Annotated in this window: 19 protein-coding genes and 1 pseudogene; 12 read left to right on the top strand and 8 right to left on the bottom strand. The window is 37.2% G+C overall.

All coding sequences use genetic code 11. The features are described from left to right. Positions 1-42: 42 nt before the first annotated feature. Positions 43-2,298 carry a PAS domain S-box protein gene (locus METLIM_RS15695; RefSeq protein WP_004078463.1) on the bottom strand — a complete coding sequence of 752 codons (2,256 nt, stop codon included), beginning with the start codon at positions 2,296-2,298 and terminating at the stop codon, positions 43-45. Positions 2,299-2,687: 389 nt separating this feature from the next. Between METLIM_RS15695 and METLIM_RS10675 the strand changes: the two genes are divergently transcribed. From METLIM_RS10675 to METLIM_RS10645, 10 genes are all read left to right on the top strand, one after another. Further along, positions 2,688-4,172, top strand: coding sequence for a transglutaminase-like domain-containing protein (locus METLIM_RS10675; RefSeq protein ID WP_217177970.1), 1,485 nt, complete (start codon positions 2,688-2,690; stop codon positions 4,170-4,172). A 312-nt stretch (positions 4,173-4,484) separates the two neighbouring features. Next, positions 4,485-5,018: a hypothetical protein gene (locus METLIM_RS10670; protein ID WP_048145908.1), complete on the top strand. Its 534-nt coding sequence runs from the start codon at positions 4,485-4,487 to the stop codon at positions 5,016-5,018. A 209-nt stretch (positions 5,019-5,227) separates the two neighbouring features. Beyond that, complete coding sequence (locus METLIM_RS16665; RefSeq protein WP_157202291.1) at positions 5,228-5,380, top strand: hypothetical protein; 153 nt, start codon at positions 5,228-5,230, stop codon at positions 5,378-5,380. Next, positions 5,352-5,654 carry an ATP-binding protein gene (locus tag METLIM_RS17715; RefSeq protein WP_217177968.1) on the top strand — a complete coding sequence of 101 codons (303 nt, stop codon included), beginning with the start codon at positions 5,352-5,354 and terminating at the stop codon, positions 5,652-5,654. Before METLIM_RS16665 ends, METLIM_RS17715 begins: the two co-directional genes overlap by 29 nt. After that, a complete protein-coding gene (locus tag METLIM_RS17710; RefSeq protein ID WP_083824991.1) occupies positions 5,638-5,760 on the top strand; it encodes a winged helix-turn-helix transcriptional regulator in 123 nt (40 codons plus the stop codon). Before METLIM_RS17715 ends, METLIM_RS17710 begins: the two co-directional genes overlap by 17 nt. Before the next feature lie 206 nt (positions 5,761-5,966). Then, complete coding sequence (locus tag METLIM_RS10660; protein WP_004078460.1) at positions 5,967-6,152, top strand: type II toxin-antitoxin system HicB family antitoxin; 186 nt, start codon at positions 5,967-5,969, stop codon at positions 6,150-6,152. Positions 6,153-6,761: 609 nt separating this feature from the next. Beyond that, complete coding sequence (locus METLIM_RS10655; RefSeq protein WP_048145904.1) at positions 6,762-7,562, top strand: transposase; 801 nt, start codon at positions 6,762-6,764, stop codon at positions 7,560-7,562. Between the two features lie 446 nt (positions 7,563-8,008). Next, on the top strand, positions 8,009-8,107 hold the full coding sequence (locus METLIM_RS17630; RefSeq protein WP_342633016.1) for a type II toxin-antitoxin system HicA family toxin: 99 nt from the start codon (positions 8,009-8,011) through the stop codon (positions 8,105-8,107). A gap of 135 nt (positions 8,108-8,242) precedes the next feature. Next, positions 8,243-8,449, top strand: coding sequence for an antitoxin VapB family protein (locus METLIM_RS10650; RefSeq protein WP_004078459.1), 207 nt, complete (start codon positions 8,243-8,245; stop codon positions 8,447-8,449). Further along, positions 8,450-8,863 (top strand): type II toxin-antitoxin system VapC family toxin, encoded by a 414-nt coding sequence (locus METLIM_RS10645; protein ID WP_004078458.1) that lies wholly within the window; start codon positions 8,450-8,452, stop codon positions 8,861-8,863. Positions 8,864-9,379: 516 nt separating this feature from the next. On the opposite strand, the gene METLIM_RS10640 is transcribed toward METLIM_RS10645, so the two are convergent. Both METLIM_RS10640 and METLIM_RS10635 read right to left on the bottom strand, forming a co-directional pair. After that, the gene (locus METLIM_RS10640) at positions 9,380-9,610 is read right to left on the bottom strand and encodes a type II toxin-antitoxin system HicA family toxin (RefSeq protein ID WP_004078457.1); all 231 of its coding nucleotides are present in this window, start codon (positions 9,608-9,610) and stop codon (positions 9,380-9,382) included. Further along, complete coding sequence (locus tag METLIM_RS10635; RefSeq protein ID WP_004078456.1) at positions 9,607-9,819, bottom strand: type II toxin-antitoxin system HicB family antitoxin; 213 nt, start codon at positions 9,817-9,819, stop codon at positions 9,607-9,609. Before METLIM_RS10635 ends, METLIM_RS10640 begins: the two co-directional genes overlap by 4 nt. 335 nt (positions 9,820-10,154) lie before the next feature. Between METLIM_RS10635 and METLIM_RS10630 the strand changes: the two genes are divergently transcribed. Continuing rightward, positions 10,155-10,424 (top strand): helix-turn-helix domain-containing protein, encoded by a 270-nt coding sequence (locus METLIM_RS10630; RefSeq protein WP_004078455.1) that lies wholly within the window; start codon positions 10,155-10,157, stop codon positions 10,422-10,424. Positions 10,425-11,188: 764 nt separating this feature from the next. After that, a complete protein-coding gene (locus tag METLIM_RS10620; protein ID WP_004078454.1) occupies positions 11,189-14,149 on the top strand; it encodes a DEAD/DEAH box helicase in 2,961 nt (986 codons plus the stop codon). Here METLIM_RS10620 and dpdA read toward each other — a convergent pair whose 3' ends face one another. The 5 genes and pseudogenes from dpdA to METLIM_RS10595 all read right to left on the bottom strand — a co-directional run bounded on the left by dpdA (position 14,150) and on the right by METLIM_RS10595 (position 19,703). Further along, positions 14,150-15,844 carry a tRNA-guanine transglycosylase DpdA gene (gene dpdA, locus METLIM_RS10615; protein WP_004078453.1) on the bottom strand — a complete coding sequence of 565 codons (1,695 nt, stop codon included), beginning with the start codon at positions 15,842-15,844 and terminating at the stop codon, positions 14,150-14,152. It lies immediately after the preceding gene. A 42-nt stretch (positions 15,845-15,886) separates the two neighbouring features. After that, a complete protein-coding gene (locus METLIM_RS10610) occupies positions 15,887-16,240 on the bottom strand; it encodes a hypothetical protein (protein ID WP_004078452.1) in 354 nt (117 codons plus the stop codon). Positions 16,241-16,665: 425 nt separating this feature from the next. Further along, positions 16,666-17,430 carry an IS21-like element helper ATPase IstB gene (gene istB / locus METLIM_RS10605; RefSeq protein ID WP_004078451.1) on the bottom strand — a complete coding sequence of 255 codons (765 nt, stop codon included), beginning with the start codon at positions 17,428-17,430 and terminating at the stop codon, positions 16,666-16,668. Continuing rightward, positions 17,430-18,596: pseudogene (gene istA / locus METLIM_RS10600) on the bottom strand (IS21 family transposase); the annotation flags it as partial. The gene istB and the pseudogene istA, both read right to left, overlap by 1 nt. Before the next feature lie 171 nt (positions 18,597-18,767). Next, the gene (locus tag METLIM_RS10595; RefSeq protein WP_004075882.1) at positions 18,768-19,703 is read right to left on the bottom strand and encodes an IS5 family transposase; all 936 of its coding nucleotides are present in this window, start codon (positions 19,701-19,703) and stop codon (positions 18,768-18,770) included. Positions 19,704-19,792: the final 89 nt, after the last annotated feature.

Genomic DNA, 19,792 nt, shown 5'->3' with positions numbered 1-19,792 from the left:
CCTGGTTTAGGATTTACTGCCCTTATCAATACCTGCAAACTCTCAGGAATGAGAATCTCCCCGCATTCTCCAGACCCCTTTTGGCAGCCTCATCTCAAACCTTGCCCCTTCCTTTAAGTTCCCGTTTTCCCGGATGGTAATTCCTGTAATTGACAGAATTTCCCTGATCAGAAATAGTCCAAGTCCGGTATTTTTCCCGACATTACGCTCAAAGATCTTCTCTTTCATCTCATCTAAAATTCCGCACCCGTCATCTTCAAATATTATTATATAATCCTCGTTATCAGGTCTGCCGGTAATTCTGATCCCCGTTGCACCTTCTGCATGTCTGACTGCATTGTCATAGAGGTTATTGAATGCAAGGTCAATCATAGGGTCTGCAAATATTTCAACATCCAATATTTCGTTTTTCACCGGAATTATGCCGTTTGTGTCCTTAAAGGTAAGACTTCCGGGCGAAAACCACACAGGTGCTTTTGATCCTAAGTCGTCATACTCCTTTGTGAATTCTATCTGGTGCTGAATTGACATTACTGCCTTTTTCATCTTCCTGAGATATTCTGTAATATTTTCATCAGTGCAGTCTTCTATGGCGAATTCAAGGTTTCCAAAGAAGACCATAATCTGATTTAAGATGTCATGCCTTGTGACAGATGAGAGCAGTTTCAGCTTGCGGTTGGCAAGGTAAAGTGCCTTTTCAGCTTTCTTTCTCTCAGTAATATCCCTTACATTTGCGAGGACAAATGTCCGGTTATCAAGCTCAATTCTTGTGAGGAAGACCTCTACATTAAATAAAGAGCCGTCATGCGGTCTTCTTGCCTGCCAGAAGAATATGCGGTTATTTCCGGCCATGACATCTCTCCAGATCTTCCGGACATCATCCATATTTTTATTTGGTGCTGAATAATCCCGTATTGTATGATTAAGAGCCTCTTCGTAGGTTACACCATACATGGCAAGCATTTTTTTATTAACATCTACAATTCTGCCTTCAGTGTCATGTATGAGCACTGCATCATATGAATTGTCAATATAAGTTCTGAATGCGTCTGTTGTTTCCTTAAGTGCCTTTTCTGCCAAAATCCGGTCAGTGATGTCCTGATGAACGGAGAGGACGCAGGGCTGGTTTTTGTAATTTATCTTCATTCCGGAGAGCAGGAGGGTTTTTTCCTCACCGGAAAAAGTTGTAAAATCGGCCTGGAGGCCCGATATAACTCCGTTTTTCCTGATCCCGTCCAGCCATAGTTTACGCCCGGAGGGTTCTTTCCAGACAACCGGAGCACCTCCCCTGTAATTGCTCCCGTCCGGATTTAACCCGAAGAGTTCATGAGCTTTTGGGTTTGCATAGACTACGTCACCTTCCAGAGTTACGATGGAGAGTGATATGGGGATATTTTCAATCACATGCTTAAACTGCCCCTCGCTCTCCCGAAACATCTCCTGTGCATCTGATAACTGGTGCAGCTGCTGTATAATCTTCTCTTCTGAGGTGTCAAGCTCCTCTTTTTTCCGGTCAAGTGCCTTTTCTGCTTCTGTTCTTTCGGTAACGTCTGAGAAAAGTGCTATTGCAGTCTTCCTTCCGTTAAGTTCAATCTCTGAACCTCTTATGTCGGCGTAAAATATTGTGCCGTCTTTTCTCTGTACAGGAACTTCACGGGCAAAATCGGCCTTTCCGGAGGTCATGTCCATGAAAAGGCCTGATACTCTCTCCATATCCCATGCAGGATGGATGTCTGCAAGGGAGAGCCTCAGGATTTCATCTCTGCTGTATCCAAGAGTCCGGCATATGGCCTCATTTGCAAAGACAAACTTTTTTGTTATCGTATCTGAGGCAATAATCCCGCCCGGAACTGCATCGAGAACGGCACTTATAAGGCTTATATTGCTCTCTGTATATCTGGTTTTTCCGGCGGATTCAATGACCTTTTCGAGGATTTCCTCTGTTATCTCCTGGTGAGGGGATCTCTTAATATAATATCCGGATGCTCCGGAATTTATGGCCTCTGCCAGGATTTCAGGGTTTTTGTTCTCCGTAAAAAAGATTACCGGAATTTTGATGTTTTCTGCCCGGATTTTTTTAAGTAGTGTGAGGCCGTCATATGAAGGAGTTTTTATCTCCGAAATTATGGCATCGAATTCTTTCTCTGCCAGGATTTTAAGGGCCTCTTCTCTGTTTTTGCAGGTGGTGAATGAAAAAATCCTATCCGGTATTGACGCCTCCTCATCTTTTTTTATTATGGATCCGTCATCCAGGATGAGAATACGGATGGGTGAGTTTATACTCCGGGATCTTTTCACATACAATAATTGTTTGAAATCTGATATATAAATTATCTTTCTGCTAAAAAATATTTCCCGGAATCGTGGGTATTTGGTGGATTATTTTCGTTTTTGTCTTAATTTTAGAAATATTATTTCTGAAAGTCTGAATGATATCTGTGTGGCAGAACTGTGCCTCTCTTTTGTGGTGCTCTTTTGCCTTATAAAAGAGGAGTCGCCCGCAGCCGTCCGGATCTTTTCTTTTTTATTCCCGGGATTTTAAGAGACGGAAATTTCTGACCGGTTATGATTTTTAGGAAAGATAAACTGACCTTTAAAAGGACTTACGCATGATTTATACCTGCCAGGAATGATAGTAATATATTATGAGATCAGGTATTCTGCTATGTATTTTTGCAGCTGTATTATTGCTGGTATTTTTTTCGGGCTGCACCGGGAACAGTCAGGAGACATCCGTAACGGCTCCGGATAATCTGACGGATTATAAGAGTCTGGCAGAATCTGCTTATCAGTTGGGGAATGAAGATTATATGGCCGGAAATTATTATTCGGCAGCAGAAAATTATGATGAGGCCTGTAAGTATTATGATAAAGCAGGCCTTTTTGTGAATGCGTCAGAGGCTGAGAGGAGAAGTTTTGCCTCTGTCAGATGCTTTTATGAATATCCGCTCAATGAGACAGAGGCAGAGGATGCTTTAAGGGAGAAAGTTCCGGGGATTACTGATGAGGAGATAGATTCCTGGCTCTCCGGTCATGCACAGAAGCAGGTTTCTGACGGAAATACTCTGTACTTTGCCGATACGGCATCAAATTATCTTTTTGAGAATTATGAGCTGCTCCAAAGAATCAATGACCCTGAAGAGTTTGACTATTTTGCCCGTTATCTCACAGAAGATGATGTGCAGGGGTCCGGTTCACCGTATTTAAGCCCGGTAAATTACAGCGGCTCTGAAAAATTTGTGATCTTAGGGGATGTATTTACAGCCGGAGGGACGGTAAATATCTGGTTCCCCCTTCCTGTAGAGACAGACTCACAGAGGGATGTCCGGGTTGAGAACCTCTCATATAGTGAGTATATTAAAGCAGGGCCTGTTACAGACGGGCAGATTGGGTATGTATATTATGAAATTCCGGCAGAAGAGATAGAAGGTGATCTGGTAATTACGGCTGATATCGGGTTTAGGTCATACAAACAGGAGTTTGATGTCGATCCTGCAAAGGTACTGCCTTACGATAAGCAAAGTCCTGAATATCTCCTTTACACAAAATCCGGAAGAAATATAGAGATTACTGATGAGATTAAATCAAAGGCAGAGGAAATTGTCGGCGATGAAACAAATCCATATCTTCAGGCTATAATGATTTATGACTATATCATTCAGACTTATCCTTACAGCCATGTCCCGCATCTTTTCCTTGATACGGCTAAGCCCAAAGTTTCGGAATCATCGTATATGTTTAAAACCGGACGGGGGGACTGTGGTACACAGAGCATGCTCTTTTCAGCTATGTGCAGATCGCTTGGTATTCCTGCCCGTGCAACCGGTGGATATCAGATGCTGCTTAAAGAAACACCGGGGACTCATTTCTGGGCTGAATATTATATCGAAGGGTATGGCTGGATTCCCTGCGATCTGACAGTTGCGGATGTAGCGGACTGGTATGATATAAGTGATGAGAGGAGAGCGGAGTTTAAGGAATATTATGGTCATAATCTTGACAGTGCCAGGTATGTCATCCAGAAGGATGTCGATGCGGGAATGATTCCCGAAATTCCGGATGATGCCGTAGCTGTAAGGCTGGTGAGGCAGGCTCCGGCAGTAATCTATGACGGATATGATTTGGATGCTGATGGAGCAACTGAATTTTTAGCTGATCTGAGGGCCTGCTGAAGGATTGCATCTGATAAAGTTCAGGGTGGGCATACTGATGGCCGGCATCATTTTTCCGGGCCGTCAGAAATGCCTTTTTTCTGTATAGGAATTATTTTTCGTAAGTTTCTATCATATTCTGCTGTATTATAGCTGGTTTAGACCTGTACTGCTCCTGCCGGCGGGTAATAATCCCGGTTGTCCTGAATAATTGCTGCAGGGGAGATGCAATGCTGTGCATAGATACATTAAGGTCATGTGAAAAATTGTTTCTGTGTCATTGATAAGTCATGCTGGCTGGTGGCATGTTAATTTTTTATTGGGGTGTATATTTTGAAAAAGAGAGACCTTTTGGTTTACAGCGTTGTGATGATCTCTGCCCTGGTTGCTTTGGTCGGTGCAACAACGCCGGTTTATTGTCAGGGAAATCCGAAATGTTCTGATATTAACTGTACTTCGCAGACGTGTACAGGAAGCGGATGTCCGGGGGAGAGTTTTAAGATTGACGGCAGTCCTTTTGGAGGAATACATGATATTTCCGGGACAAACTGCTATGTCGATATTGAGATGTTTAACGGCACACATTTCACCTTCACGTCAAATGCTGAAATTTATGCGGTGATAGTTAAGGGCGGACCGAATTCAAATGTGTACTTCTACAACCCGCCGGTTTACTTTGACTTAGAACTTCTTTCTACGCCTGTGAATCCGGCTAACGGGAAGTATTACGATATAAGCCATATTGAGTTCTGTATGGATGAGTGCGGTACGCCTGTGCCGGAGTTTCCGGGGTTCTTTATCGGTATTGTGATGGTTGGCTGTCTGTATGGTGTGGTGTTTCTGGCCCGGAAAAAGTATCTGAGGTGATTTTGTCTGAAGAAAAGGTTTTTTTGGTGTGGTTTAGGGTTTTTTAAAGGAGGGATTTATTCCGGTTTTTGTATTGATATAAATCCGGAAAAATTACTCTGAATCTTTCCGGTATAATGCTTTGACATCGTTTATACCGGGCAGGGTTGTATTATTAATCTCTTTTTTTTCTCCCGGAAGTTTTGAAGGCTGATCTCTTCTGATTATGAATGTCAGATGTTCTGGCGACAATACAGAGATATCCTGTACCAAAAGAGGCACTTCGTGAGGCATTGTTTAATGCTGTTGCCCATAAGGATTATTCAGGCGGAATTCCGGTTCAGATAAGTGTCTATGATGATAAGACCCTTTTTCCGGAATAATGGTCGTCTTCCGGAAGGTTGGGCTGTAGAAAGGCTGACTTTAAATCACCAGTCTCAGCTCTATAATCCGGACATAGCAAATGCATTTTTCAGAGCAGGTATGATTGAAGCATGGGGCCGTGGTATCAGACGGATAATGAGTTCATGCCAGGAAAACAATAATCCGGCGCCTGTATTTCGATATGAATATATTGGACTTTGGGTTGAATTTTCATACCGTCAGTCAGGTGTAAGTATCAAAAAAACTACGGGAAAATATTATTTCACTTATTAACAGTAACCCTCATATCAGTATTAATGAAATTGCCGAAGAGACAGGTATTTCGTATCATGGGATTGAATGGTGGATTTGGAAATTAAAAAAAAGAAAGCCGGATTAAATGCACAGGTCTAAAAAAAGGTGGTTACCGGAAAATTATCAATGGCAAAGATGAAATCTCTGAAAATAAGTGTTAATCAGGATTATAACTGACCTTAACCAGGATGAGAAGTCCAATATCTATACGGATCATTAATAGTAATATAAATCTTAGGGGTTTGAAAGAAACATGATTCAGTTTAAAGTTCTTCCCCGGAAAAAATGAGGATGGCTGGTTTACTGCGACAGTTTTCGTCCCTGCCCGGATGTATCTCACAGGGAAAAACAGAAGAAGAGGCAAAGGAGAATATAAAAGGAGCTATAGAATTTCATCTTAAATCTCTTGCAGAAGAAGGAATTCCATTTTATCCCGCAAACGGGATGAGTGATACTTTTGTTGCAGTAAATGTATGAGTTCTAAAATTCCAGTACTTTAAACATTTCCTGAAAAACCCCATTTTTTGCTCAGAGTATTTCTGCCCAACTTGAGAAAGTTAAGTACTTCTCTATTTTAATGACAAACCGCATGGACTACTGCGCGTAATACTGCGCGTTTACCCCAATATCGCCAAATTCTTTTAGAATTTAGCCAGAATTTACCTTATTTTTTTGACGTACGCCTGATTTATGGTGGGGTTTATATACTCTAAAAACCTCTCATATGGCAAATAATTGTCAAAATATAGGCAAATCAGAGCTTAATAAAGAAAATAAGCTTGGAAACCTTGAACCGATATGCGCTCTTGTTGAGGGGAATGTAACCTTAACAGGTGGCAGAAACTATGATAGTCTAACGTTGATTCGGGGAGCTATCGCTACGGCATGTTCTAATAACTCAATATCGGTTTTGCAAAAATGACGGAAGGACTACCGTCCCATACGACTTGTCTAAAAAAACTTCATGGCCTTAATATGGAGGAATTGACACTAAATACTCCAAAAATGCTTTTAAAAGCGGGAAAAGGAATCCTTAAGAAAGGTCAGAGTATGATTTTGCAATTGATATAACGCTAATTCCATATTATGGGAAAAAGGATAAAAAATCCTAAATCTCCAATTGTAGGTGGAAAAAGAAAGGCATCGACAAATTATTTTGTTGGATACCTGACATTCTCGGTTGTAAATATGGATAAGCACCTTATACTTCAGGTTATTCCTTTGTTTAGAGATTCCACTAACCTCACCGCAATAAAGAATTGTGTTGATTTAATTTATGGATATGGATTCAAGATCAAATCTCTGATGCTTGACCGTGAGTTTTACTCTGCTGAAATCTTCAGTTACCTTAAGGAATCTGAAATTCCTCACATAGTGCCTGTTAAGAAGAACAGTGATGAACTCAAAAGGCAGCTGAAGGGAAAGAAATCAAAATCATTTGAATATGTTATAAACGCCAAATCGAAGAATAAGCTAAAATGTAAGGTGAAAATTGTTGATCGTGTCATTTACATGAAAGGTAAAAAGGGTAAAAAAGGTGCTCTTCATCGTGCTTTTGTTGTGTACAAAATTAATACTTCCCCAAAATCAATTAGTGAGCGATACAGGCATAGATTTGCCATTGAATCAACATATGTCATTAATAATAAATTCAAAGTAAGAACATCCACCAAAGATCATGTGGTGAGATTTTTTTATTATCTAATTGCATGCATAATTCAGAATTTTTGGGTTTTAACAAAATGGAAGCGATTTGCAAAGATTCAGAGAGGACCAAAAGTAATAGACAGGGACAAATTCCCCTTAAATCATTATCTTGCCATCATATTTGAAGAAAGTATGACTCATTTTCGTATATTAAGGATTGATGAAATTGCTATAAGCTGACATTCTGACATCTCAATGAACGGAATATGCAGCTGCGACCGATTTAGCGGTAGCTATCTATAATTTTGTAACTTTTTCACTGGAAACAATACAATTTCAATTCAAAGATACTCTTTTCAGATTGATCTCGATGAGAAATGGAAGAATTTAATGAGGCCTAAATGGGGATGAGTGATGTTAATCAAAATAGGTTTACAAAATGTGCCTTGTGACCTCTGTGCAAAAAAACGGAGAATTTAGGGCTAATACTGTGATTTGGACAATTTAAGAGAGTATTTTAAATTTAATATTGTAGGTTCGAACATATTAATGATCGTCTAAGTTTAAAGTACTGAATTCCTGTATTGTCAGGAGATCAGGTCATATAAGCCTTTTTTAATGCCGGATATTACATTCACGACCAGAAAGGAAGTCATATTCATCTCCGGCATTAGGAGAAAAGGCCTCTGACAATCCCAAACCATAACGAAGTTTCGCGTGGAACATTAAGAGCGATTATAAGAAAAGCCGGTTTAACTCCGGATGAATTTATAGAACTGCTCTGAGATTACAATTATTTCAGAAATTCTTCCTTTTTAAGCCCGGCCTGTCTGATGATGCTCTTAAATGTTTATTTTTTGTAAAATTTTTCATTGCGGAAATGAAAACTATTATCTGAGAATAGATGATAATATGGGAATATGTCAAAGACGCTGAGCATCTCAGATGAAGCATATGATCGCCTTATTAACTGGAAAAAGAGTGATGATGAGAGTTTATCAAGTGTGATTTTAAGGGCCATTCCAAAAATCAGAACTCCGGAAGAATTAGATGAGTTACTCTCCCGGATAGGTTCTCTTTCGGATGAAGACGCTGATATAATGACAAAAGCTGTTGAAGAGGAATGAATGTTCATTCTTGACAGTACTTTTTTGATAGACTTAATAAGAAGTCAGAATAACGTTAAGCATAAAAGAGCTGAAAATTTACTCAAAGAGATGATTGAGGAGAAAAAGAACTTTAGCACAACTTTTGTTAATGTTTATGAACTTTATAAAGGAGCTTACAGAACAAACGATATTGAGGGATCGCTTTACAGAATAAACGAAGTTCTAAATGATATTGATATTATAGAAAATTCTGAAAAATATTACACAGTTTATGGGAGAATATCGGCAGAACTTGAGAAGAAGGGAACGCCTATTGGTAAATTCGATGAACTTGTTGCTGCAATTGTATTATATAATAGTGCAAAGCTCATTACAAACAATAGTAAAGATTTTGAAAAAATTCTCCCACCTTCAGATATAATAAACCATTAAAATTTTATTCTGAATCAACAATATCCGGATATTTTTTAGTGCCGGTCTGATGGTCTATATTATAACTGCTTTTATTGAGTGTCTTTATTACATTAAGGTAAGATAATACAGTTAATTTTAGCATAAATCAGGCTGTTATTTCTACAGTTTCTTCATATATCGATGGCAGAATTGGCCCGCTCAGGTTTCTTTAAGCTCTCCGGATAACCTTTTGTGGCATCTTTTATGTTTTCGGGTGCTTTTGGTTCTGGTTTTTCCTATGAGTTATGAGAGCCTGGAAGTGACGGATATTCTGCTACAAAGTTTCCATCTTCGTCTTCTTCGTGTGATTATTCTGAATTTGATTATATCTCTAATACTCCTCTTTTACTTTTAGGCAGTTTCTGATTTAGAGTATAATTTTTCCGGCAATGTATTACTATGGTTCCTGCGATAATAAATTTCTTATGCGGGCATTATTGCCTGAAGTTTGAGCGGGTGGGTTATATTAAATCGGCATTGAGAGTTATTTCATGATTAATGCTTTTTTAGAAGATTATTAAATTCCTCAACAGTAAGGCCGGCATCTTTTATGAGTTCTCTTTCAGTACCTTTTGAGACCGGATTGTGATTTGGAATAATCAGGATTTCTTCTCCTTTAGACATAACTACGTGGCTCCCTCTCTGTCTCTCAATCTGATACCCTATTTTGGAGAATACTTTAATCATATCCTTTGCAGAAACAGGAAGAAGACGTTTGTTTGTCATACGGCAATATCAACGACAGTGGTCTTTGGCTGGTTAATCAGTTTTCTGGCTTTATCATTTGCTACTTCAAGATAAAGATCAATTGCTTCGTGGATATTTTGCAGTGCTTCTTCCTTTGTGCTTCCCTGTGAATGACATCCCTTCAGGGCAGGACAATGAACGGAATATGTGCCATCTTCTTCTTCTTCAAGAACGATTTCGAGTTTCACTTTGATTCACCTTTATTCGTATGTGATTTTAGAAGTAATATACTTACTGCCCTTACTGAATACCAATGTTAATGAGGGATTTTAGTCGTAATAATTGGAAATTTTTGACAGGCATTGACATATGACTGCCTTTTTGCCTGTGAGTTATGAGAGCCGGGGAGTAATGGACATTTTGGCTACAAAACTCCGTTTTCATCTTCTTCTATGATGACTCTGAATTGTGTCGATTAGGAAATTATACATTACCTGTTTTTGTTGTTTTAGCTTTAACTTCTATGTGTGACTATAGTCTGCGATAATCCTTAATCTGCCGTTTTTAAACTATTTCTTCACATATGGATGAAATTCTGATTTTCGGAACTCTTGTAAAGGAGCTTAGAAATCAAAGGGATCTTTCACAGGAAAAACTTGCAGCTAAAACAGGACTTGACAGGACATTCATAAGTCTTATAGAAAACGGGAAACGAAATCCGACTCTTCTTACACTTCTGAAAATTTCCGGAGCCTTTGGTCTTGCACCATCTGAGCTGATGCTTGAGTTTGAGAAGAGACTCGTAGAGGCAGAAGAGAAAACGCCGGAAAACACTCCCGGGGGGAAGGTTTGACTTTTTCTTCAGATGGTCCGGGTAATCCTAAATCCAACTCTTCTCCTGATTATCTCTCCGGCGACTGGTGCGGCTTAAAGTGGTCCCGCTGGGTTAAGCATAAAAATTTCAGAAATAAATCGGTGCAGTCTAAACTGCCTAATCCTCCAGGAGTAATCAGAACCAGAGTTGCTGATGCTGATTTATTTACTTTTCTCTGCATTATTCTCAGATATTCAGGCTGTGACAGAACTACAACTGCAAACTCATGTTATTTACCCATTTAGCTAGTTTTTAATACACTACTGCTTAATAAATTGATCAATTTCTTTTTTAAATCCTTCATTTCCAAAATTACGATATTTTTGTGGAGAATAGAAATACATACTGGCAGTGTACATATGCACTGCATTCAATAAATCCTTTTCAGCAGTATATCGAATATTTTAATGAAATAACGAAGTGACGTTAATATTTTCAAAATATGACTGGCAGTAGTGTACACTTTTTTAGCTATTTGGGTTATTTATGCATGCCTCCAATTAAAGGGCATATTGGACTTATTTCTATAACGTTTGGGCATTGTGTCACAGCCAGTATTGCCTCTTTAATCTCAAAGTTCGATAATATATGAATTATGCACCTAATCACTTTGTTAATTGGGTGTATGATATATTTTATATCAAATGATTGTTTAACATAAATATCTTTGGTTCAAGTTAGAATTTTAAATTAAAATAGTTAATTATTTAAAATCCTAAATTATATTCTCAATATGGGATATTATGGTTCTCTGTTCTAAGTGTAATAAAAACCAGGCTGTTGATATGGGGTTATGTACTGATTGTTTAATCTCACATAGGAGTGGGGGAAGCAATTGTGTACAATTTGAATGCTTTAAAAAAGATTATCTTAAAGAACCATATTCGGGAATATTCTGGGCTGATGATGCCTTGTTACAATATCAGTATTATGTAGAAGATCATAATTTTGAACCTATACTTTGTGGGGAATTTGGAGGAGATTACCGGGAAGAACATCAAAAATTAGAGTATTGGTATGAAAATAATTTTTTTAATATTCTTAAAGAAAGACTTGAATATCAGTCAGTTTATAATCCACTTGAAAATGATCCGGATTACTATGATAATATAAAAAAGAAATTTATTGACTTTCACAGAAAAGTATTATTACTAAATTCATACTCTGATTCTAATAATGATCAGCATGTTTATTCCGGATATTTGAGCCTAATTTTAAAGAAAATACTTGCTGAATTAGCTAATGGTAATCATTCCAGAAATAATAATTCTGTAAATCCGGAAATAATTGAGAGGGTAGATTCAATAATGGATCCTGGTAGTGGGTTATATTATCTTGAACTCTTCTTTATGATAAAGGATCGTAAATTTCTTGATGATTTTATAGACAATATTAACAGTTATTCTCCGGAAGACGCTTATAGTCTTGTTAAAACACCAATATTGACATTAATTCCATGGGAACACCAGAGAAATGCCATAATTAGATGGAAACATCACAATAGTTCTGGTATTGTTGAAATGGCAACAGCAACCGGAAAAACTGTTGTTGGAATGATGGCAATTGAGGATTTCTGGAAGAGAAATAGAGGTTCAGGAACAGTCAGAATTCTATGTCATTCCAGAGTTATTCTGAATCAGTGGCGAAATGAGATTGTAAAACAGATGGGTCTGATTGATAGCAGAAAGCCTGAATCGTTTCATCCGATAAAACTTGGAAAATTTGAGGTCCATTTTAATACTATTCAGCGTGTGATGAAAAATCCTCAGGCTTTTGAGGCTGATCTGATAATTATTGATGAAGTTCATCACTTAGCCGGAAGAGAATTCCGAAAAGTTATAGATGCACCTCATAAATATCGACTCGGACTGACAGCTGAACTTGGACAGGGCCCCAGAAGAAGTATCATAGAAAGCAATTTTGGTAATATTGTGTTTAATTATCCAATATCCGATGCATTAAGGGACAGAATAATTCCGGAATTCAAATGGGTTGCACATCCGGTTTATCTTGATATTGCTGAGGCTGATGAATTCAGAGAGGTTTCTGATTCCATAAGAAAACTATTTACACGCATTAAATATGACTCTGCAAAAATAAAGAGTCTTACCAATAATCAGAATGCAACAATTAATGGTATTTTTGATTTTATTCAGGCAATTGAGAGAGCAAAATACAGTGGATATGAGATTCCTGAGGATTGGAAAGTATTACAGAACTTAATCTTTAAGAGAAGACATATAATTCACCAATCCCGACCAAAATTAGAAAAAGCTCTAAATCTGGCTAAAAGTCTTGGCCAGCAGCATAAGATCATAATATTTCTGATGGATACCGACAGTTGTGATTATGTAGGCGATGAATTAAAGAAAGAAATTAAAAATGTTTTTGTTATTCACTCAAAAATAAAAGAGGAACCGATAAACGTAGTTGAAAGGTTCAAAAAAGCTCCTAATGGTGTTTTAATAGGAGCGCAGATGCTCAATGAAGGTATTAATATTCCAAGTGCGGATGTTGGAATTAATCTTTCATATACAAAGACAAGATTGCAGTTGATTCAGAGAATGGGGCGTGTATTAAGAAAAGACGGTAATAAGAAACCGATATTCTATCAGTTTGTTGCGATCCCGGAACAGTCGTTTTATGTTAATGAAATGGATACCGAACTGTTTGCTGATGATCTCTCATGGATACAGTCCACAGCCCTGAGGATGGAACTTGATGTGGATATTGAATGGGATGACAGGGAATTGCTGGAGTATAAATCAAATGTTGAAGATTATATAAAAAGTAATTGTCATTATGATTATTCAGGAGAAGCAAAAATAGGAACCTTCAACCTTAAAAGAGTTTTAGAGGAGTTTGAACCGGAATCAATAAGCAGAATTATAGATATTCTTGAATTATTCAGAGATCAGGAAATTAATGATAAACAGTGGGAGGATATTGTAAAATCAGCTCATTTCAGTAAAACACAGAATGGAAGATATAAAAAAGGAGAATTTCTGGATATTGATAAATATTGGTATATTCTGATTATTGGAAACCGCAATTCTGACAAAATATCAGAATTATTCAAAAATCTGAAATTGTCCAATGAAATTGAAAACCCGGAACCACTTCCTGAATTATGCCTGGATGAAAATGGTTTCATTGTGTTTCCGGGTGAAAAATCAGAATATAAATTATCTGAAGATGAAATATTAAACCAAAATAAAGTTAATCTCAGCAGGGGGGAGATCAATGAATTATCATCTGAAAATGAAGAAAATATAGATGATGAACTGTTCAGTACTATAGGTTTAATTATTAAGGCAAAAACATCTATTAAAGAAGGAAATAGTCAGAAGGCCAGAGAATATATTGAAAAGGCCCTGATAATTGATCCGGGGAATATTGATGCAGTTAATCTCCATAGTAAACTGACATCAACAGACTCTGATTCAGGTTTAAATGTTATAAAAATGGGTTCATTCTTAAGGAAGAAGAAATGTCTTATGCTTGATAATCTGAATTATACTCCTATTGATATTAATTTGGCAAAGGAAATATTAAGATTGGATGATTCTAAAGAACTGTATAATGAATTATCCACGGGAGGGAATGCAGTCAATATAAACGGTAAAAAATTTGAAAGAACTGAGATTGAAATTCTTTTGATAAACAAGTACAGGATTAAAAAATTTGTTGAAATTTATGGATAATTATAAGAATTTATTTAGTTCTGAGTCTTTCTTAGGCAGGGAATCTTTTAATACATGAAGCATTTCACCGATTCCACCTTTTTTTAGGATGTAAAATCTATCATCTATTACTCCATTTAACACTTCACGGTAATTTTTTCCGGCAATAACAAGGATTTTATCATAATCATTAAGTAATGGAGTTAGTTTTTCTTCTACCTGATCTCTTATGTCATCTGCATCAGATTTTTTGGATAAAACCTTATTGTATGTTTTGATTTTGTCATCCGGAGATAAAAGACCGTATTTAGCTGATATGATCATGTATTCATATCCCATTGCGGCAGAATATTTTTTTACTTTATCAAATAGTGTTCCAAGGTAGAGATCCTTTGCTGCTACAGGCTTATCATCCGGAATTTCAAGTTTATTTTTTGTGCAACTGGTGATGATCAGAACATTTTCGTCTTTTGAAAAACTACTGAAGTCTTCAATATAATTGCCCATCAATGATTTCTCCCATAATTCTTCATTTTTAAGAAGGTCATAAAATACTTTGGTATTATGAAATCCTCTCCTTCTGTTTCTGTTATTGCCTCTGAAAATAATTGTGTCTATACCAGTGCTGCTGCATATCGGGCATTCACATTTATCCCAGGGTTTATCCCTGAGGGTTTTTCTGTATGATTCCAGTATCTGTGGTCTTTCATTTATCTTTTCATTAAAATCTGATAGTATCTTTATTGAGGAGTCAAGATCAAGTTTATCTTTACCATAGTTCTGGACTGCTTTTAATGTATTCTGAGATAATATTTGATATTCATCAGCCGGAATCAGATCTTTCTTTTTTCCTGTAAGTTTTTGTGGAATCCTTATTGCAGAATATCCTTTCTGCTCCTTTGAAACATAATTGTTTTCGCAGGATGCTGAAGCCAGCCAGGCTCTTCTTAGTGGTGAGGCTGAGTCAAAAGCGACTTCTACTCCAAGATTTTCCAGTTCTTTCATCTTTATGAATATTGATGGCCTTGCGAGTCCAAAGAAATGTAAATAATTTGGTTTTCTTCCGGAATTTTTGATTTCAGAGATAATTCTGTTAATTAATTCTACAATAAACTCTGTCTGTGATCTGACAAGTCCGCCAAAGGCCATGATTTTGATGTCATTTTCCAGGAATTTATTGTACATATTTATGTAATCGTCTGTAGTTTCGCCCTGAACAGAAACAATGAGCTTAAAATCATCTTTGTACTGTTTTTTCCACAGTTTGTGAGCCTCAATTCCATTATTATATGTGATATTCATTCTCTCTTCTTTTTGTTCGGAAAATGCTGAAACTACAAGATGATCTATGCTGACACCATAATCAACTTTCATGTTTTTGTACATTAAGAGAACGTCTTCTGTTTTATATGGGGGTATTTCTTCTTTAATATATGAAAAAGCACCACAATCTGCCATTATCGGAAAATCTTTATCGAGTCCGAAGAAATTGTGGACACCTTTCTCTTTAATTTGATTAAATTTTTTAATCTTGTTTTTTATGGTTGCAATTGAGATTAACAAACCATCAAAAGGTATGTTATCTTTTCCAAAGATATCCCAGATATAATTATCGTTAATTAGTGGATTGTTATTATGTTTCTCCGAATGTGTATCAGTTGAGAAATCATAATCCGGATCTACCAGATCGTCCCACTCCGGGATGAAATATCGCATTAAAAATAGTTGGTTTTCTATTGATAAAGTTCTTGAGATTTATCACTGGGTCAGTTCACCGTTTACAAATTTCTGGACAGTGTCAATATTTTCTATGATAAATTTGGCTTTTGAATACATGAAGCTGAATTTCTGTTCCTGATAGGTGTATATACACAGGGCCGGTCCACTTTTATTATAATATACATACCATTTGGATTTATCATCTGAATCAAGTTCTTTTTCGATTTTATCTTTGGAATATTGCTCACAGATTTCTATAAAATTGTTTAGAACTCCTGTATCGTGAGCCTCAAGAATCTTCTTCCATTTAGCTTTTCCAAAATTCATTTTTATTTCCGGGAAACTTAGTAAAGGATGCCCGTTATATTCCCCAATTTCAAAATTAGATGTCATAATTACCTCTTAATTGATTTATAACATTCAAACGTTTCTCATCTCAGCATAAGTAAATTTTCATTTGCATTTTATGAAATGACCCATTTAGCTAGTTTTTAATACACTACTACTTAATAAATTGGTCAATTTCTTTTTTAAATCCTTCATTTCCAAAATTACGACATTTTTGTGGAGAATAGAAATACATACTGGCAGTGTACATATACACTGCATCCAATAAATCCTTTTCAGCAGTATATCGAATATTTTAATGAAATAACGAAGTGACGTGTATATTACGCCTGAATTGGACACCTGTTCCGTTCAACACTGAACACCCGTTCCGGCAGGACTGAACAGTAAGTCCGTCAAAACTGAACACCCATTCCGCCCAAAGTGAACACTTTGAGCATTGAGAATAACAAATTTAAAAAAAGATGATTTTAAGGATTTATTGAGAGATTCTCCTCTTCATTAAGCCCATTTACTTTACGCATTGATTCACCTTCAAGGAGAATTTTGTATGCATTGTGTTTTATCCTGTCACAGATTGCATCTGCGATCGTTTCATTGCCTATTTTCTGATACCATCCGGCTACCTCAAACTGAGAGCAATATATTGTAGATGCCCTCTTATAGCGTGCTTCTATCAGCTCAAAAAGATCTCTTCCCTCTGTTTCATTCAGCTTAAGTAAAAGCCATTCGTCCAGGATCAGTAGTTTAACCTTCTTGTACTCCTTAATGACTTTCTGATAATTTCCCTCACCACGTGCAACAGCAAGTTCTGCAAAGAGGTCAGGCAACCTTATGTATTTTACAGAGCAAAGATCGCGATTTGCAGCCGTTCCAAGTGCACAGGCCAGATAGCTTTTGCCTGTCCCTGTAGCTCCAAGTATGATAACATTATTACATTCGTGAATGTAATTACAAAACGACAGTTTTGTAATCTGTCCTTTATCGAGATGGCGGCTTGGTGAGTAATTGATATCCTCAATGCAGGCATAAGGATAAGCATATTCTGCTTTCCTGATAAGATGAGTTATTCGGTTATCTCTGCGTCTGTGCCATTCTAAATCGACAAGAATACCAAATCTCTCCTCAAATGTCATATCGGCACAGGAATTTTCTTCAATTTGCCTACGGAAATTCTTTGCCATATCGCCAAGTCTCATCTCATACAATTTGTTGATTGTCTCTTTATCCAGCATCAGTTGCCACCATCCCTGTAGTAATCGGGGCCTCGGATAAAGGCATATTGCGAAGAAACGTCTGCTTCTTCATCTGTAGGTTCATTCTCCGGTAATTTCTTCTGTCTGGAGTTTAGAATAGTCCGGATGCTTTTCAGGCTTGGTCTTTCAGTGAATGATAATGCACGCTTACACGCTTTTTCAAGGCACTTGGGAGAGTGCTTTACCTCCATATTCAGAAGCGTCATGCAGGACTTATAGCCCTGCTCTTCAACCTTATGTCCGGTAAGAAAAGAGTTCACAACGGTGTAAGTATTTGGGCCGATATTTCTTGCCCATTTACGGAACCTTTCTCCATCCCATTTGGCATATTTCCGATGATTCGGCGGCATATGCTCTTCAATTGTGCTGTAACGTGGAGAATTCCCATAAAGTCTTGGATGTGAAGCAATCCTTGTGCCCTGATAAAAGATCTCCACAATTTTCCTGGTAATACGGACATCAACTTTATGCCTGATATATTCATATGGGCATGAGTAGTTCCTGTTATCAACAGTTATGTGGTAATTGTACTGCACTGTGGCAGTTTTCCATATGGCAGGCTCATAAGGCTTCTCTGGAAGTGGTAGAAGGTAACTCTTCTCTTCCTCAAACCAGGATGCTCTGCATCCTTCTTTCCTCTGGAATTGCTTGTTATTGAACTCGACCAATTTATCATGAATCGCCTCATTGAGCTCATGAAGTGAAAGAAACTGCTGGTTTCTTAGTGCAGCAAGTATCCAGGTTGAGACAATATTTACAGATTTTTCAACTGTTGCCTTATCTTTTGGAGAATATGGCCGTGCAGGGATAATTGCCGTTCCGTAATGTTCTGCAAGTTCCAGATATGTCCTGTTTATTATCGTTTCATTGACAGTATTCTTTATTACTCCGGTTTTTAGGTTATCAGGTACAAGAATCCTTGTAACACCACCAAAGTATCTGTAAGCATTTATGTGAGCAACTGTCCAGTTCTCCTGGTTCTGTGAAAGGAATCCTTCAACATATGCATAGCCGCTGTAAGGCAGTACAGAGACAAAGACATAGACTTTAACAGGTTCTCCGGTATCTGTATCGGTGATGATAACTTTCTGGCCGGCCCAGTCTACTTCCATGATCTCACCAGGTTTATGCTCCAGATGCATTGTGGCTTTAGTTTTGCAGACGAAATCACGATAGAGATTATCTAAAAACCCTTGATTTTTTCAAAATCATGCCAAATATTCTGCAAATATCTCAATGATTTAGGAGTTTAAGCTAAAAAAGTCTTCATATTTGAGTTATTTTAGATTTTTTTCTATAGCTGTCGCTATTGTGGACTATCGCGATAAGCCATCAAGTCGAAATAAATTATATACAAAACAAGAAAACATATTTTTTGCGTGCACTCTTTCAACTGTAGTTTGTAAAACATGTCCTCCATGGAATATACGCTTTATGAAAGCATAAGGTAATTCCACCATTGATCTTGTTCGGGAAATTGCTCTATTTCTACGCTTATCTTTTTCTTTCAATGGATGATTTCTTGTTGCTCTCTTCATCGTTTTATCCATTGAAGCATTTGGTTTAACTCCAAAGTATCCTTTATCACGATATACTGTCTCCCCTTCTTTTGAGAGATCTATTTTGCTATCGTGAACATTGGCTATAGTTGTTGTAAATCGATAGATAAGCTGATTTTCTTTATCCGTTAATGTGTGCAATTTGTAACCAAAATATGACTTATTGCCTTTTTTAGACCATTCCCCATCTTTTGATCTTCGTGTTTGTGCTTCATCACCCCTTGGTTTATCCTTCTTTGCATGACCAGGGTCTGCTGTGATGAATGATGCATCCTGCATAACCCCACGAGTGATAGTAAGCCCTTTGTTATTCATTTGTCTTAGCAATTCATCCCATATTTTATCTATAATCTGGCCTTTTACCAGTCTTTCTCTAAAGAACCAAATTGTTGAGCGATCTGGAATTTTGTCTGGATAATTCAAAAAGTTTCTGAATGAAAGTCTGTCATAAGTTTGCCTTTCTAATTCAGGATCGCTGAGGCTATACCATTGTTGAAGGACAAGCATTTTGATCATCAGAACTTCATCATAATTGGGCCTTCCACCAAGCCCTATCTTGTTCATATATAATGGGGCAATAATGGGCCTAAATTTTTCCCAGTCAATTTTATTATTTACTTTGGCCAATTTGTCTTCTTTTGAAATTTTCTGTTTATACTCATTCTTCAAAGCAAAATTGGCAAAGGAACTCATAATAATTATAGGTTCTAAGAAGGTAAAGTACTTTTTAAGGGGGTTTTTCGAAATTCTCGATAGTATTTGTAAAACTGAGTGTGTTTATA

The organism is Methanoplanus limicola DSM 2279, from assembly GCF_000243255.1.
GTDB classification, from domain to species: Archaea; Halobacteriota; Methanomicrobia; order Methanomicrobiales; family Methanomicrobiaceae; genus Methanoplanus; species Methanoplanus limicola.
Note: the sequence above shows the minus strand (reverse complement) of the source record. Positions and strands in the feature narration are given on the sequence as shown.